This is a genomic window from Sphingomonas sp. Sph1(2015), assembly GCF_001970915.1.
In the GTDB taxonomy this organism is placed as follows: Bacteria; Pseudomonadota; Alphaproteobacteria; order Sphingomonadales; family Sphingomonadaceae; genus Sphingomonas; species Sphingomonas parapaucimobilis.
Map to the genome: position 1 here is coordinate 59,601 of NZ_MQUI01000012.1, position 14,782 is coordinate 74,382.

Annotated in this window: 15 protein-coding genes; 6 read left to right on the forward strand and 9 right to left on the reverse strand. The window is 66.7% G+C overall.

Annotation, left to right across the window (positions count from 1 at the left end; genetic code table 11):
- Nucleotides 1–99 precede the first annotated feature (99 nt).
- Nucleotides 100–444 (forward strand): ATP-dependent Clp protease adapter ClpS, encoded by a 345-nt coding sequence (gene clpS / locus BSZ14_RS07285; protein ID WP_076710429.1) that lies wholly within the window; start codon nucleotides 100–102, stop codon nucleotides 442–444.
- A gap of 32 nt (nucleotides 445–476) precedes the next feature.
- On the opposite strand, the gene BSZ14_RS07290 is transcribed toward clpS, so the two are convergent.
- Complete coding sequence (locus BSZ14_RS07290; protein WP_241823676.1) at nucleotides 477–1,424, reverse strand: NAD(P)/FAD-dependent oxidoreductase; 948 nt, start codon at nucleotides 1,422–1,424, stop codon at nucleotides 477–479.
- A gap of 336 nt (nucleotides 1,425–1,760) precedes the next feature.
- Here BSZ14_RS07290 and katG point away from each other — a divergent pair, with 336 nt between their 5' ends.
- Both katG and BSZ14_RS07300 read left to right on the forward strand, forming a co-directional pair.
- Nucleotides 1,761–4,022 carry a catalase/peroxidase HPI gene (gene katG, locus BSZ14_RS07295; protein WP_076710411.1) on the forward strand — a complete coding sequence of 754 codons (2,262 nt, stop codon included), beginning with the start codon at nucleotides 1,761–1,763 and terminating at the stop codon, nucleotides 4,020–4,022.
- A gap of 51 nt (nucleotides 4,023–4,073) precedes the next feature.
- Complete coding sequence (locus BSZ14_RS07300) at nucleotides 4,074–4,424, forward strand: thiol-disulfide oxidoreductase DCC family protein (RefSeq protein WP_076710412.1); 351 nt, start codon at nucleotides 4,074–4,076, stop codon at nucleotides 4,422–4,424.
- Nucleotides 4,425–4,456: 32 nt separating this feature from the next.
- Here BSZ14_RS07300 and BSZ14_RS07305 read toward each other — a convergent pair whose 3' ends face one another.
- Nucleotides 4,457–5,146, reverse strand: coding sequence for a Crp/Fnr family transcriptional regulator (locus tag BSZ14_RS07305; protein ID WP_241823677.1), 690 nt, complete (start codon nucleotides 5,144–5,146; stop codon nucleotides 4,457–4,459).
- 210 nt (nucleotides 5,147–5,356) lie between these two features.
- Between BSZ14_RS07305 and murA the strand changes: the two genes are divergently transcribed.
- Nucleotides 5,357–6,637 (forward strand): UDP-N-acetylglucosamine 1-carboxyvinyltransferase, encoded by a 1,281-nt coding sequence (gene murA, locus BSZ14_RS07310; protein ID WP_076710413.1) that lies wholly within the window; start codon nucleotides 5,357–5,359, stop codon nucleotides 6,635–6,637.
- Between the two features lie 140 nt (nucleotides 6,638–6,777).
- Here murA and BSZ14_RS07315 read toward each other — a convergent pair whose 3' ends face one another.
- From BSZ14_RS07315 to BSZ14_RS07340, 6 genes are all read right to left on the reverse strand, one after another.
- Complete coding sequence (locus BSZ14_RS07315; RefSeq protein ID WP_076710414.1) at nucleotides 6,778–8,370, reverse strand: cisplatin damage response ATP-dependent DNA ligase; 1,593 nt, start codon at nucleotides 8,368–8,370, stop codon at nucleotides 6,778–6,780.
- A gap of 7 nt (nucleotides 8,371–8,377) precedes the next feature.
- Entirely contained in the window at nucleotides 8,378–8,563 is a 186-nt protein-coding gene (locus tag BSZ14_RS07320) for a DUF1328 domain-containing protein (protein WP_007407044.1), read from the reverse strand.
- A gap of 145 nt (nucleotides 8,564–8,708) precedes the next feature.
- Nucleotides 8,709–9,089: an STAS/SEC14 domain-containing protein gene (locus tag BSZ14_RS07325; protein WP_042486805.1), complete on the reverse strand. Its 381-nt coding sequence runs from the start codon at nucleotides 9,087–9,089 to the stop codon at nucleotides 8,709–8,711.
- Nucleotides 9,090–9,215: 126 nt separating this feature from the next.
- Nucleotides 9,216–9,713, reverse strand: a complete 498-nt coding sequence (locus BSZ14_RS07330) for a Dps family protein (protein WP_415413566.1) — start codon at nucleotides 9,711–9,713, stop codon at nucleotides 9,216–9,218.
- Between the two features lie 102 nt (nucleotides 9,714–9,815).
- Nucleotides 9,816–10,385, reverse strand: coding sequence for a hypothetical protein (locus tag BSZ14_RS07335; RefSeq protein ID WP_076710416.1), 570 nt, complete (start codon nucleotides 10,383–10,385; stop codon nucleotides 9,816–9,818).
- Nucleotides 10,385–10,735, reverse strand: a complete 351-nt coding sequence (locus tag BSZ14_RS07340; RefSeq protein ID WP_241823678.1) for a hypothetical protein — start codon at nucleotides 10,733–10,735, stop codon at nucleotides 10,385–10,387. Before BSZ14_RS07340 ends, BSZ14_RS07335 begins: the two co-directional genes overlap by 1 nt.
- Nucleotides 10,736–10,916: 181 nt before the next feature.
- Between BSZ14_RS07340 and rpmG the strand changes: the two genes are divergently transcribed.
- Nucleotides 10,917–11,084 carry a 50S ribosomal protein L33 gene (rpmG, locus tag BSZ14_RS07345; protein WP_007407030.1) on the forward strand — a complete coding sequence of 56 codons (168 nt, stop codon included), beginning with the start codon at nucleotides 10,917–10,919 and terminating at the stop codon, nucleotides 11,082–11,084.
- 229 nt (nucleotides 11,085–11,313) lie between these two features.
- Here the strand turns inward: rpmG and BSZ14_RS07350 are convergent, their stop codons facing one another.
- On the reverse strand, nucleotides 11,314–12,204 hold the full coding sequence (locus tag BSZ14_RS07350; RefSeq protein ID WP_042486785.1) for a LysR substrate-binding domain-containing protein: 891 nt from the start codon (nucleotides 12,202–12,204) through the stop codon (nucleotides 11,314–11,316).
- 262 nt (nucleotides 12,205–12,466) lie between these two features.
- Between BSZ14_RS07350 and BSZ14_RS07355 the strand changes: the two genes are divergently transcribed.
- Complete coding sequence (locus BSZ14_RS07355) at nucleotides 12,467–14,758, forward strand: CDC48 family AAA ATPase (protein WP_076710417.1); 2,292 nt, start codon at nucleotides 12,467–12,469, stop codon at nucleotides 14,756–14,758.
- Nucleotides 14,759–14,782 lie beyond the last annotated feature (24 nt).

The following is a 14,782-nucleotide window of genomic DNA, read 5'->3' on the forward strand; positions in this document are numbered from 1 at the left end:
ACGATCGACCCTGTCCCCAAGGGCTTGTGCGCACCCCCCGCCATGCCATATTTTATGCCCATGGCCCAGAACAGCGACACCCTCACCCATCCTCTGGGAATGGCCGGCAATGGTCCCGGGCAAGGCCCCGATCATGGCGATGACGAGGGCACCGGCCTGGGCGTCGCGACGCGGACCCGCACGCGCACCAAGCAGCCGACGCCGTACCGCGTGCTGATGCTGAACGACGATTACACGCCGATGGAATTCGTCGTGCTGTGCCTTCAGCGTTTCTTCCGGATGAGCATGGACGATGCGACCCGCGTGATGCTGCACGTCCACCAGCGGGGCGTGGGGGTGTGCGGCGTGTTTTCCTATGAGGTCGCCGAAACCAAGGTGGCGCAGGTGATCGACTTCGCCCGCGCCAACCAGCATCCGCTTCAGTGTACGCTGGAGAAGGCGTAAGTCTTCTTCACTCCTCTCCGGCACGGAGAGGATCAGGCCATCACCAGATCCGCCGCCTGCCGCCCGGACAGCCACGCGCTCTCCACCCGTGGGGCGATCAGCCAGTCGCCACAGGCCGCCAGCCGCGTCTCGGCCTGATGATAGGCCCCGGCACCCGCCTTGCCCGAGCGCGCGTAACGCCAGCGGTGCGCGGTCGCATGGACCGGCACGGGCAATGTGCCGACCCGTTCCTCCAGCGCGCGCAGCAGCGAGGCGGTAACGGACGTGCGGTCGCTTTCGACATGGCGCCGCGACCAGTCGGCCGTGGCATGGATGGTCCAGGCCTCGCCGCCCTCGCGTCCCGGCTTGGCGCTATTGCGTGCGGCCCAGTCGATGGGGTCGGCGGCGGACAGGATATCCGGTGCCGAGAAGCCGGTGTCGAACCCCAGCAGCACGGTCCAGCACGGGTCGGAGGGATGCGCGCGCGCCAGTTCGGCCAGCGCCGGATCGATCGGTGCGGCAAGGCCGGCCGTCTGCTCGGCGGGGAGCGCCAGTATCGCCACATCGAACGGCCCCTCGGTCATCTCGTCATGGAGCAGCCGCCATCCGTCCGCATCGCGGCGCAACGCGCGGATATGCATCGACCAGCGAACGTCGAGCGCCGCCGCCATATGCGCGACGGGCGCATTCGTCCCCGGCACCCCGACCCAGGCATCGTCATCCATGGCGGGCCACCGCGCGACCACACCCAGCCGTTCCCAATCCATGACCTGCGCGATAAAGGCCGGGTCCCGCGCGGTCAGATATTGCGCGCCATAATCGAAGGCGAAGCGCAGACCCTGCGCCGTCACCACCTTGCTCGCCATGCGGCCGCCGGGTCCGCGTCCCTTGTCGAACAGCGTGACCTGCCATCCCGCCTCGGCCAGGCGTGAGGCGCAGGCCAGGCCCGCTATCCCTGCGCCGATGATCGCCGCCGATCCGGCCATATCCCGTTCCCTCATGATTCACCGCATCACGCGCAATCCGACGATACGCCCCGGGGCCGGGGATCGATCCGTCTCATCGGTGAACCGCCCCCCGATCGCGCCAAGTATCGACGCTGATCCATGCTAAATTTTTTGGGTGCGGGGTGGTCTGGTCAAGGATCGACCGGGGATGCCCGACGTTGTGGGGCATGACGAGCGGCGGTTCCTTCCGCTCAGGGGAAGACCTCACGCCGCCTATGTCCATGACAGACGCGACATGATCCCGCCCGATGGGCGTGCCGGTGGGCCTGTGGCTCGCCAGGTCTTTGTGCGCCCAGCCTTTTTACCAGACGAACCCGGAGAGCTTGCGGCATGGAAGACTATAAGACGGTACTCGAAGGCAAGTGCCCCTTTGGCGGCGACCGGATCGGCGGCGCCTTCACCACGCCGCCGACGCTGGCCGAATGGTATCCCAACCGCCTGCGGGTCGAGCAGCTGCACCGCCATGGCCCCCGCGCCAATCCGCTGGGGGAGGATTTCGACTATCGCGCCGAATTCGCCAAGATCGACCTCGATGCGCTGAAGGCCGAGATCAAGCGCTTCCTGACCAGCTCGGTCGCGTGGTGGCCGTCCGACTATGGCAATTACGGGCCGCAGATGATCCGCATGTCGTGGCACTCGGCGGGCAGCTATCGCATCGCCGACGGGCGCGGCGGCGCGGGCGAGGCGATGCAGCGTTTCGCACCGATCAACAGCTGGTGGGACAATGGCAATGTCGACAAGTCGCGCCGCCTGCTCTGGCCGATCAAGCAGAAATATGGCGCCGCGCTGTCCTGGGCGGACCTGATCGTCCTGACCGGCAATTGCTCGCTCGAGATCATGGGGCTGCCGACCTATGGTTTCGGCGGCGGGCGCGAGGATGCGTGGGAGGCCGACGACGCGACCTATTGGGGTCCCGAAGTCTTCGACATGACCAAGGTCGACAGCTTCGACGAGATGGTCAACCGCGACAAGCGCTGGCGCGGCCAGAATGGTGACGCCGATTACGATCTGGAGCAGCCGCTCGCCGCCTCGCACCAATCGCTCATCTATGTGAACCCCGAAGGCCCCTATGCCAGCGGTGATCCGATGGCCTCGGCACGCGACATCCGCATCACCTTCACCCGGATGGCGATGAACGACGAGGAGACGGTGGCGCTGATCGCGGGTGGCCACGCTTTCGGCAAGAGCCACGGCATGGTGAAGGCCGACCGGATCGGCGCACCGCCCGAGATCGCCGCGATCGAGGAGATGGGGCTGGGCTGGCACAATCCCGAAGGCACCGGCAATGCCGAGTTCACGATGACCAACGGCATCGAGGGCAGCTGGACCCAGAACCCGACCCAGTGGGACAACAGCTATCTCGAAAACCTGCTGGGGCTGGAATGGGAACAGACCCGGAGTCCTGCGGGCGCGCTGCAATGGACGCCGGTCAGCGGTGACGCGCCGCGCACCCCCGACGCGCATATCGAGGGCAAGAGCCATGCGCTGATGATGATGACCAGCGACATCGCGCTGAAGGTCGATCCCGTCTATCGCCCGATCTGCGAGCGGTTCCTCAAGGACTTCGACTATTTCACCGAGCAATTCTCCAAGGCGTGGTACAAGCTGACGCACCGCGACATGGGGCCGCGCGAACGCTATGTCGGACCCGAGGTCACGATCGAGCCCGACCTGCTCTGGCAGGACCCGATTCCCGAACGCGATTACGAGCTGATCGACGCTGCCGACATCGCGCAATTGAAGCAGCGGATCCTGGACAGCGGCCTGTCGGTGTCGGACCTGGCCTTCACCGCCTTTTCCGCGGCGGTCACGTACCGGGACAGCGACAAGCGCGGCGGTGCAAACGGCGCGCGGCTGGCGCTCGCCCCGCAAAAGGACTGGGCGGTCAATCGCCGCACCGTGCCCGTCATTGCCAAGCTTCGTGAGATCATGGGCGCGTTCAACGACGGCGCGAGCAGCGGCAAGCGCGTGTCGCTAGCCGACCTGATCGTGCTGGGCGGTTGCGCGGCCGTGGAGAAGGCGGCGGCGGATGCGGGTGTCGCGCTGGAGGTGCCCTTCACCGCCGGGCGTCGCGACACCACCGACGAACTGACCGACGCCGACAGCTTCGAATGGTTGAAGCCGGTGGTCGACGGTTTCCGCAACTATGTCGATGAGAACTTCGCCGAGGTGACGGCGGGCCGTGTCGCGCCGGAGGAACTGTTCCTCGACAAGGCGGCCCTATTGAAGCTCAGCGCCCCCGAATGGGTGGTGCTGACCGGCGGCCTACGCGCGCTGGGCGCGAATTGGGACGAGAGCGAGGCGGGCGTGTTCACCGACCGGGTGGGCGTGCTGAGCAACGATTTCTTCCAGGTACTGACCAGCATGGACTATGTCTGGACCAAGCAGGACGAAGCAGGCTTGCGCTTCACGCTGGACGACCGGGACAGCGGTGAGACGCGCTACACCGCGACGCGCAACGACCTGGTCTTCGGGGCCAACTCGCAGCTGCGCAACATCGCGGAATTCTATGCTGCCGAGGACGGCCATCCCCGCATGGTCCGCGACTTCGTGAAGGTCTGGAACAAGGTGATGACCGCGGATCTTTTCTGATGGTGGAGGCGGCCCGGTCGTGATCGGGCCGCCCTTGCCGGAGAGAGGGGCATGACGACCGTTACCGTCTGGTATGATGCCGCCTGTCCGCTGTGTCGCCGCGAGATCGCAGTGATGCGGCGGCTGGACCGGCGCGGGCGGATCGATTTTATCGCGATCGGCGGCGAGGGGCCGGACCAGTGCCCGATCGACCGCGACACGCTGCTCGCGCGCTTTCATGCGCGGGAGGATGGGCGGATGCTGTCGGGCGCGGCGGCCTTTGCCGCGATGTGGCGGGCGATCCCGCTGCTGCGGCCGCTGGGTCTGGCGGCGCGCTCGCCTTGGGTGCTGGCGCTGCTGGAGCGTGGTTATCGCCGGTTCCTGAAGGTCCGCCCTCGATTGCAGAGATGGGTCGGACCCTGAACACTCCTCTCCTTGCAGGGGGAGGAATGGAATTACCGCCCCGGCGGCAGCCAGCTGAGGTCCAGCCCCTCGAACCGGTCGATATAGTCCGCCTCGCGCACGAGCCGCGCTTCGTCGAGCAGGTGGACACGACCGCCCTCGCGCTTGATCAGCCCATCGTCCTCCAGCTGGCGCAGCATCCGGTTGACGTGGACCGCGGTCAGCCCGATCGCGTCGCCCATCTCCTCCTGGGTCAGGCCGAGCGCAAAGGAGGTGCCGACATCCATGCCCGCCTGGCGCATCTGGCCGCGCAGCGACAGCAGCAGCGTCGCGACGCGCACCCGCGCCGAGGTGCGGCCCAGCCCCGCCAGCCGGTCGGTGGTGACGACCCGTTCGATCTGGTTGAGCACCAGGATCAGGCTGAACAGGCGCGGATGCCCGGTCGCCAGTCCTGCGATCTGGCTCCGGTCGAAGGGACAGACGACCGCGTTGGACACCGCCACCACCGTATCGGGCGAGCGGCCATAGACCAGCGCCGACAGCGCGAAGAGGTCGCCGGGAAACAGGAAACGCACCACCTGGCGGCTGCCATCGTCGAGCAGGACATAGCACATCAACATGCCCTGCTGCACAACGAACAGCTCGTCGCTGCGCGCCTGTTCCTCCATCAATACCGCACCGCGCCGGATCGCCTTTGGCCGATCCTCCAGCCGTGCCAAGGCCTCACGCTCGGCCGGGGTCAAGGAAACCCATTTGTCCAGGCGATCAGCAAGCCCGCAATTTGACACTGACACCTCATCCCCCGAGCGGACGAACGCCTTAGCCACCAAGGGTGCGACCATGCATTAATATCGATCAACCGGACATTTTCTTGGTTTTTCGATCCCTTTCGACAGGCGGCGAAGGGCGGGACCCTTGGCGGTGGCGCGTGCGTCCGCTAGGAGGGCCGGTCTATGGACCGTATCCTTATTCGCGGCGGCAACCGGCTGTCGGGCCGCCTGAAGATCTCGGGCGCGAAGAACGCCGCGCTCACCCTGATGCCTTGCGCGATCCTGACCGACGAACCGGTCACGCTGCGCAACCTGCCGCGTCTGGCCGATGTCGACGGGTTCGGCCATCTGCTGAACCAGATCGGCGCGTCGACGCGGGTCGAGGGCACGCGCCCGGAGGATTTCGGCCGGGTCATGACGATCCGGGCGGGCCAGCTCTTCTCGACCGAGGCCCCCTATGACATCGTGCGCAAGATGCGCGCGTCGATCCTGGTGCTCGGCCCCATCCTGGCGCGCATGGGCGAGGCGCGGGTGTCGCTGCCTGGCGGCTGCGCGATCGGCAACCGCCCGATCGACCTGCACCTGAAGGCGCTGGAAGCGCTGGGCGCGGAAATCGAGCTGACCGCCGGTTACGTCAAGGCCAGCGCGCCGGGCGGCCGCCTGTCGGGCGGGCGCTACACCTTCCCGGTGGTGTCGGTCGGTGCGACCGAGAACGCGCTGATGGCGGCTGTCACCGCCAAGGGCACCTCGGTGCTGGGCAATGCCGCGCGCGAGCCGGAGATCGTCGACCTTTGCCGGTTGCTGATCGCGATGGGTGCGCGGATCGACGGCGTCGGCACCGAGACGCTGACCATCGAGGGTGTCGACCGGCTGCACGGCGCGACCTATTCGGTGATGCCCGACCGGATCGAGGCGGGTAGCTATGCCTGCGCCGCCGCGATCACCGGCGGCGACCTGGAACTGGTCGGGGCCTGTGCCGACGATATGCGCGCCACATTGTCCGCGCTGGTCGAGGCGGGCGTGACCGTCGAGGAAGGCCGTGATTCGATCCGGGTGAAGGCCGATGGCCCGCTCCAGCCGCTGACCCTGTCGACCGCGCCCTATCCGGGCTTCGCCACCGACATGCAGGCGCAGTTCATGGCGATGCTGTGCAAGGCGCAGGGCACCAGCACCCTGACCGAGACGATCTTCGAGAACCGCTACATGCACGTGCCCGAGCTGGCGCGCATGGGCGCGGATATCCAGGTCCATGGCCGCACCGCGATGGTGAAGGGCGTCGAGAAGCTGACCGGCGCGCCGGTGATGGCGACCGACCTGCGCGCCTCGATGAGCCTGATCCTGGCGGGCCTGGCCGCCGAGGGCGAAACGTCGGTCGCCCGTGTGTACCACCTCGACCGTGGTTACGAGCGTCTGGAGGAAAAGCTGTCCGCCGTGGGTGCCGATATCGAGCGCGTAGGGGACTAAGCGTTCATTCCTCCCCTGCAAGGGGAGGTGGCAGGCCGAAGGCCTGACGGAGGGGGGGATGCTCATAGGGCATTCCTGGGCGGCGATCCCCCTCCACCACCGCTTCGCGGCGGTCCCCCTCCCCGTGCCGGGGAGGATGCCTATGTCACCAGGCGCTTCAGCGTGTCCACCCGGTCCGCCTCCTCGGCAGGCTTGTCGGTGCGGATGCGCGCGATCCGGGGGAAGCGCATCGCCACCCCTGATTTATGCCGCTTCGATTCGTGGATCGAATCGAATGCGATCTCCAGCACCAGCGTCTTTTCCACCTCGCGAACCGGGCCGAAGCGCTGGACGGTATGCGCGCGCACGAAACGGTCGAGCTGGCGCAGTTCCTCGTCGGTGATCCCTGAATAGGCCTTGCCGACGGGCAGCAGCTCACCCTCCTCGGTCCAGCAGCCGAAGGTATAGTCGCTATAGTAGCTCGACCGGCGACCATTGCCGCGCTGCGCGTACATCATCACGCAATCGGCGGTCAGCGGATCGCGCTTCCATTTGTACCACAGGCCGACGCGCCGCCCGCCGCTATAGGGCGAATCGCGGCGCTTGAGCATCACCCCCTCGATCGCTGCATCGCGGGCGGTGGCGCGCAGGGCCTCCAGCGCGGTGAAATCCTCGGCCTCGATCACCGCGCTGACGTCGAACCGCTCGGGGTCGAGCCTGGCGGCGAAGGCCTCCAGCCGCTGGCGCCGTTCGGTCCAGGGGAGGGGGCGGAGATCCTCGGTCCCGTCGACCAATATGTCGTAGAGGCGGACAAAGGCGGGGTAATCGACCAGCATCTTCGCCGATACCGTCTTGCGCCCCAGCCTTTGTTGCAGCGCGTTGAAGCTGGCCGCGCCCCCGCCATCCTCCAGCGCGCCGCCCTGATGCTCGCCCTTGACCAGCAACTCGCCATCGACCGTGCCCACCGCGTCAAAGGCCTGCGCGACATCGGGAAAGGCGTGGGTCACGTCATCGCCAGTCCGGCTGTAGAGCCGGGTCTGGCCTGCGACATGGACGATCTGCACCCGGATGCCGTCCCATTTCCATTCGGCGGCATAATCGTTGAGGTCGACCCGCAAATCCTCCAGCGGATGCGCGAGCATGAAGGGGCGGAAGACCGGCACATCGGCGGGCGTCGGCTGTTCGCCCGTACCCTCACCCCAGGCGAACAGTTCGGCATAGGGCGGGGAAAGGCCGTGCCAGACCTCTTCCACCGCTTCGACGTCCAGCCCAAAATGTTGCGCAAAAGCGGTCTTGGCCAGCCGTGCGGACAGGCCGATGCGCAGGCCCCCCGTCGCCATCTTGAGCAGCGCGAACCGTTCCTCGGCGGTCGACCGGTCAAGCATGTCGGCCAGCACGGCAGGCGCGTCGGAGCGCGACAGGTGCCGCAACCGCTCGACCACGTCGCTGACCGACAGAGGTTCGGGATCGACCGGCCGGTCGGGCGCCGGCCAGAGCAGGGCGACCGTCTCGGCCGTGTCGCCGACATAGTCGCGGCTCATGCGGAACAGCACGGGATCGACCCGCTGTTCGATCAAAGCGCGGATCAGCGCGGGCTTGACGCCGGGCAGGTCGAGATCACCCGTCAGTGCCGCCATCGCCCAACCCCGGTCGGGATCGGGCGTGGCGGCAAGGTAATCCGCGACCAGCTTCAGCTTGGCGTTGCGCGAGCGTGTATAGATCAGCGCATCGAGCAACCCCGCGAATTCGCGCATAGGGGGATCAGTCGATCGCGTTCTTCACCGACTTGCCCGCGACCAGCCCGAGCACAAGGAAGATCACGAACAGCGCGATCGCGATGAAGAACAGGATCTTGGCGATTCCGACGAACGCGCCGCCGATGCCGCCGAAACCGAGTGCCCCCAGGATCAGTCCGACGACGAGGAAGGTGATGGCGAGCTTGAGCATGGGGTAATCCTCCTGACCTGATAAGGGGTTAACTGGCGGGGAGGGTTGGTGTTCCGGTTACGGATCGCGGGGGAAGCGAAAGGGGGGAACTGTCGTCATTTCCCGACGGCGGGGCGATCGGTCGCCAGGCCGCAGCATCCTGTGGTCAGGCCGCAGCGTGATCGAGAAGCCAGGCAAGCGCCGTGTCCCGATCGTCGAAGATGCGACGGTTGCCATCCAGCGGAAAGACCATTCTCTGGACCTGCAGGCGTGCGATCGAACTGGTCGTGACCACGGCGATTCTGCCGGGAACGGGAAAATCGCGGACGCGCCGGTCCATATAGTCGACGATCTCGCGCGATTGGGCGGGATAATTCCCCATGTCCATCCGCATCAGATGCCCTGGACCAAATCGGTGCGCGGCATAGCCGGCCTGACGCTCGTTCATATATGCCTCGGCCTGCGGCAGCGTCAGCACCGCGTGCAGGACGGTATCGAGCAGGTTGATGTCTGGCCGGAACTGAACGGTGTAGGCTGAGCTTCGCATGGCGCGGCCTTACGGTTGCGCTCCTTGACCGACGGTAAATCTTGCCGCGCCCCGCCGATCCGGCGCTCGACAAAAAAGCCCCGGCTTTCACCGGGGCTCTTCTTTGCTGAAAAGCCTGGGGGCGGTTCAGCCCTTGCGGCCAGCCTCGAACAGGAACCAGGCACGTTCCTCGGCCTGGTCGGTCCATTCGTCGACGATGCCGCTGGTGGCATTGTCCTTGGCCTCTTCGGCGGCATCCTTGACCGCGCGGAAGCGCTCGACGAGCTTCAGATTGTCGTCGCGCAGTTCGACCAGCATGTCGGCGGCGGACACGAATTCGCGGTCATTGTCGACGATGGTCTGGCGGCGCGCGATGTCGCCGATCGAGCGCAGCGTGACGTTGCCGGTCTTGCGGACGCGCTCGGCAATGGCGTCGGTCACGCCCAGGATCTGCGCGGCCTGATCGTCGAGCATCAGGTGATAGTCGCGGAAATGCGGGCCGGAGACGTGCCAGTGGAAGTTCTTGGTCTTCAGATAGAGCGCATAGCAATCGGCCAGCGCGCCGTTCAGGGCGTCGGCGACGCTGGCGGTGGCATTGCGGTTGAGGTCGGTCGGCGTATCGAGTGCCGGGTTGGTATCGGACATGGACATGCTCCCGCTGACTTGAGGATCGTTGCGATAACGATCCGATGGCCCAATGGCTCCCCCGCTGTCCATGGACAAAGCCTGTGCTGTCTGATCGACCGCCTAGATCAATCCCTTGGCCGAAAGCGCGATGACGACGCCGACCAGGATCATGATCGTGCCGCCCGTCATCCGGATCGGTCGCCAGGCCAGCCGTCGCCACTCGCGCGCGCCCAGCAGGATCGCCGGTATCAGCGCCCCGAGCATCCCCAGCATCGCGCCCGGCCAGGCCGCCCAGGGCAGGGGCGAGCGTGCGGCGGCGACCGCGACCAGCACAAGGCCCGATTCCATCAGCAGAATCGTCCCCGCCCCCAGCAGGGCGGTGCCGAACACCCCCAGGCGAACCGAGCCGAAGGGCGAACCCGCGCGCGGCAGTCGCCCCGTCATGCCGATGCCCACCAGCACCAGCGCGACCGCCAGCAACAGGCTGCGCGTTTCCGGTGTCACCTGCGGCCCCAGCACCATGCCGATGCGAATCGCCACCGCCGCCAGCAATCCCTGCGCCAGCATGACACCCGCCAGGACCGGCAGGGCACTGTCCGTCCGTTCCGCCAGCCTTTCGGCAAAACCGCTCAGCCGCCCGCCCGCCTGGGACAGCAGCGTGGCGACCAGCACGATCATCAACGCATCCATCAGCCGGCCAGACGGACCGAACAGGTCTGGGCAAAGGCGTTGGCGGCCTGCCAATCCTGCCGCTCGCTGGCGACGGCATCGTTCAGGATCGCGAACCAGCCATGGACGGGCGCGGGGACATCCTGCCGCATCAGCGCGCGGTCGATGAAATGGGTGACGGTGACGGCGGGGACCAACCCGTGGCGATGGGCGATGCGGCGGATAGCCTCCACCCCGTCGATCAGCTCGCGCGCCCGCGCATAGGGGGCGGACACGTCCAGCGCGGCGATTCGGGCACAGAGCTGGTCGCGAATCTCGGCGGGACTGATGCCCGCATGGGGTGATTCGCGCGGCTCCATCCTGATGGTCATCCCTCTCATGCCCGCCCCGATAGCGGGAAGTGGCACCGTTTCCATAGGCTGTTGCCCGTAAAGAGGGGCTTAAATGGGGTGAAATGCTTGACTCATGCGGGGGCATGGGCCATGGGCGGCCCTTATATAGCGGCGGCTCCGGCTGCCGCTTTCGCTTTTTCACGCATACAGGAACCAGGTCATGGCCAAGCCGACCACCGTCAAGATCAAGCTCGTCAGCTCGGCTGATACCGGCTTCTTTTACGTCACCAAGAAGAACCCGCGCACCAAGACCGAGAAGCTGAGCTTCAACAAGTACGACCCGGTCGTGCGCAAGCATGTCGAGTTCAAGGAAGCCAAGATCAAGTAATTTGCGGGCGGCGACCCCAGGGTCGCCCCGTGATGCTTGAAGGCGTGAAGCCGCCGTCCGACAGGACGCGCGGCTTTTTGTCGTTGATTTTAGCTCCCTCCATTTGCTCTGGGCACGCCCCTCCCGCAGGCGGGAGGGGATGGGGGAGGGAAAGCCCCAAGCGTTGGTCTCGGTGAGACTTCCGGCCCTCCCCCCGACCCCCTCCCGCCTGCGGGAGGGGGAGTAGACGTTACGCCGCTTCGGGATACAATGTCCGGATCAGCCAGTCGTGGAACAGCTTCACCGACTTCTGCTGAAGCGCGCGGGGGCGGCAGACGAACCAGTGGCTGTACGGGCTGTCGACCTCGATATCGAACAGCCGCACCAGACGCGGGTCATGCGCATGCTCGAAATGGCTGGCATGCATGAAGGCGATGCCCAGCCCCTGCGCCACCGCTTCCAGCATCAGGCCGCCCGAGTCGAAGAAGTCGATCGCCTTGGGCTTGATCTCGGTCAGCCCGGCGGCCTGGCACCACGCGGTGAAGGCGTCGGGCATTTCGCGGTGCAGCAAGGCGGTCATGCCGTTCATCTGCTCGGGACGGAGCAGCGGGTTGGGACCTTCGAGCAGTCGCTTGGCGCCGATGACATAGACCTTGTTGCGGTCGAGTCGCTTGGCATAGAGCGAGGGATCGATGTCGCGGCCCAGCGCGATCACCGCGTCCAGCCCTTCGCCCAGCCGCGCGATGCCGTGTCCGGCGGTGTCGATGTCGAGATGCAGTTCGGGATGCGCCGCGCGCAGCAGGCCCATATGCGGGAACAGCCGCTGCGACGCATAGAGCGGAAGGACGCCCAGGCGCAGGCGCAGCACTTCCTGCCCGCTGGTCATCGCCTCCACCGCGTCCGACAATTGGTCGAGCAGCGGCGCGATCTGCTCCATCAGGCGCTGCCCGTCCTCATTGGGCACCATCGCCTGATGCCGCCGGGCGAACAGCGGCTTGCCGACAAAGCGTTCCAGCGTCTGCACCCGGCGGCTGAGCGCGGGCGCGGACAGCGCCAGTTCCTCGGCCGCCGCCTTGATGGAGCCCAGGCGCACGACCTGGACAAATGCTTCGATCGCACCCAGCGGGGGGAGCCTGCGCATGGCGTACCTGTACTCGTTGACCTATTGGGCAGAAGATTGCACAAACTGCAATCATAGCCAAGCTTTTCGCACTTGCAACATAACGTGTCGCACTGCAAAAGGAACGGGCCTTTCAGGCATCCTCTCCTAAAAACTTTCACGGGCTGGTCGTTTCGATCGGCCCTTTTTTTTGCCCCGGCTGGGCCGCATGCCCTTTTGCGGACCGGAACCCGCCCCCACGTCCCGCGCTTTCGTGTCTCAGACACTTAGCCAAGGGACGATCATGGCCGACAGCGACGCGCCGACCCGCAAGATACAGGTGGCCAATAGCCGCCCCGAGGATTCGGGCCGTGGCCTCGCCCATGTCCCGCGCAGCCTGATGGCGGCACTGGGCATCACCGAGGGCGACGTGGTCGAGATCGTCGGCAAGCAGGCGACCCCGGCGCGGGCGGTTGCCCCCTATCCCGAGGATGAAGGGCTCGACCTCGTCCGCATCGACGGGTTGCAGCGGGCGAATGCGGGCGTCGGCTCGGGTGATTTCGTCGAGGTGCGCAAGGTTGAGTCGAAGCCCGCGACCCGTGTCGTCTTTGCGCCTGCGCAACAGAATCTGCGGCTCCAGGGTTCGGCCCAGGCGCTCAAGCGGACCTTCTTCAACCGGCCGCTCTGCCAGGGCGATGTGGTGGCGACCGCGGGGCAGCAGCGCGTCACCAACATGCCGCCGGGCGTCGCGCAGTTCATGAACGCGCCCGCCTATGCGCTCCAGGAAATCCGCCTTGCGGTCGTCGCGGCCAGCCCCAAGGGCGTGGTCCATATCGACGAGAATACCGAGGTCGAGCTGCGCCCCGAATATGAGGAACCGCGCGAGGCGCGGCGGGCCGACGTCACCTATGACGATATCGGCGGCATGGCGTCGACCATCGACCAGTTGCGCGAGATGGTCGAACTGCCGCTCCGCTACCCCGAGCTGTTCGAGCGGCTTGGTGTCGAGCCGCCCAAGGGCGTGCTGCTCCATGGCCCGCCCGGCACCGGCAAGACGCGGCTGGCCCGCGCCGTCGCCAACGAGTCGGACGCGCAATTCTTCCTGATCAACGGCCCCGAGATCATGGGCTCGGCCTATGGCGAGTCGGAGCAGCGGCTGCGCGAGATTTTCGAGGAGGCGACCAAGTCCGCGCCCTCGATCGTCTTCATCGACGAAATCGACTCGATCGCGCCCAAGCGCGACCGCGTGCAGGGCGAGGCGGAGAAGCGACTCGTCGCCCAGCTTCTCACCCTGATGGACGGGCTGGAGGCGCGCGCGAACCTGGTCATCATCGCCGCCACGAATCGCCCCGAGGCGATCGACGAGGCGCTGCGGCGGCCGGGCCGCTTCGACCGCGAGATCGTGGTCGGTGTGCCCGACGAGCGTGGGCGGCGTGAGATATTGGGCATCCATACGCGCGGCATGCCGCTGGGCGACAAGGTCGACCTGAACGAGCTGGCGCGCACCACCTTCGGCTTCGTCGGTGCGGATCTGGCGGCGCTGACCCGCGAGGCGGCGATCGAGGCGGTGCGGCGGATCATGCCGCGCCTGAACCTCGAGGAGCGGACCATCCCGGCCGAGGTGCTGGATATGCTGTCGGTGACGCGCGAGGATTTCCTGGAGGCGCTGAAGCGCGTCCAGCCCTCGGCGATGCGCGAGGTGATGGTGCAGGCGCCGACCGTCCGCTGGGAGGATGTCGGCGGGCTCGACATCGCGCAGATGAAGCTGAAGGAAGGCGTCGAGCTGCCGCTGAAGGACCCGGATGCGTTCCGGCGACTCGGTATTCGGCCCGCCAAGGGCTTCCTGCTCTACGGTCCCCCCGGCACCGGCAAGACGCTGCTGGCGAAGGCGGTGGCGCGCGAGGCGGAGGCGAATTTCATCGCCACCAAGTCGAGCGATCTGCTGTCCAAATGGTATGGCGAGAGCGAGCAGCAGATCACGAAGCTGTTCGCCCGCGCGCGGCAGGTCGCGCCGACGGTGATCTTCATCGACGAACTGGATTCGCTGGTCCCCGCGCGCGGCGGTGGCCTGGGCGAGCCGCAGGTGACCGAGCGGGTGGTCAACACCATCCTCGCCGAGATGGACGGGCTGGAGGAGTTGCAGTCGGTCGTCGTGATCGGCGCGACCAACCGGCCCAACCTGATCGATCCGGCGCTGCTGCGGCCGGGGCGGTTCGATGAGCTGATCTATGTCGGCGTGCCGGACAAGGCCGGGCGGCGGCGCATCCTGGGCATCCAGACCGCCAGGATGCCGCTCGCCAGCGATGTCGACCTGGACGATGTGGCGGCGCGGACCGATCGCTTTACCGGCGCCGACCTGGGCGATGTGGTGCGCCGGGCGGGTCTGATCGCGTTGCGCAAGGCGCCCGGTGCGACCCAGGTCGACATGGCTGCCTTCGACGAGGCGCTGACCGAGGCGCGCGCCAGCGTGACGCCGGAGATGGAGCGCGACTACGAACAGATCGCCGCCAAGCTGAAGCAGGAGGCGGCGGCGATCCAGCCGATCGGCTTCATCGCGCCGGGGATGCTGACGCCGCGAGGGGACAAGACGCCCTGAAAGGTAAGCCTTCCTCCTTCTGAA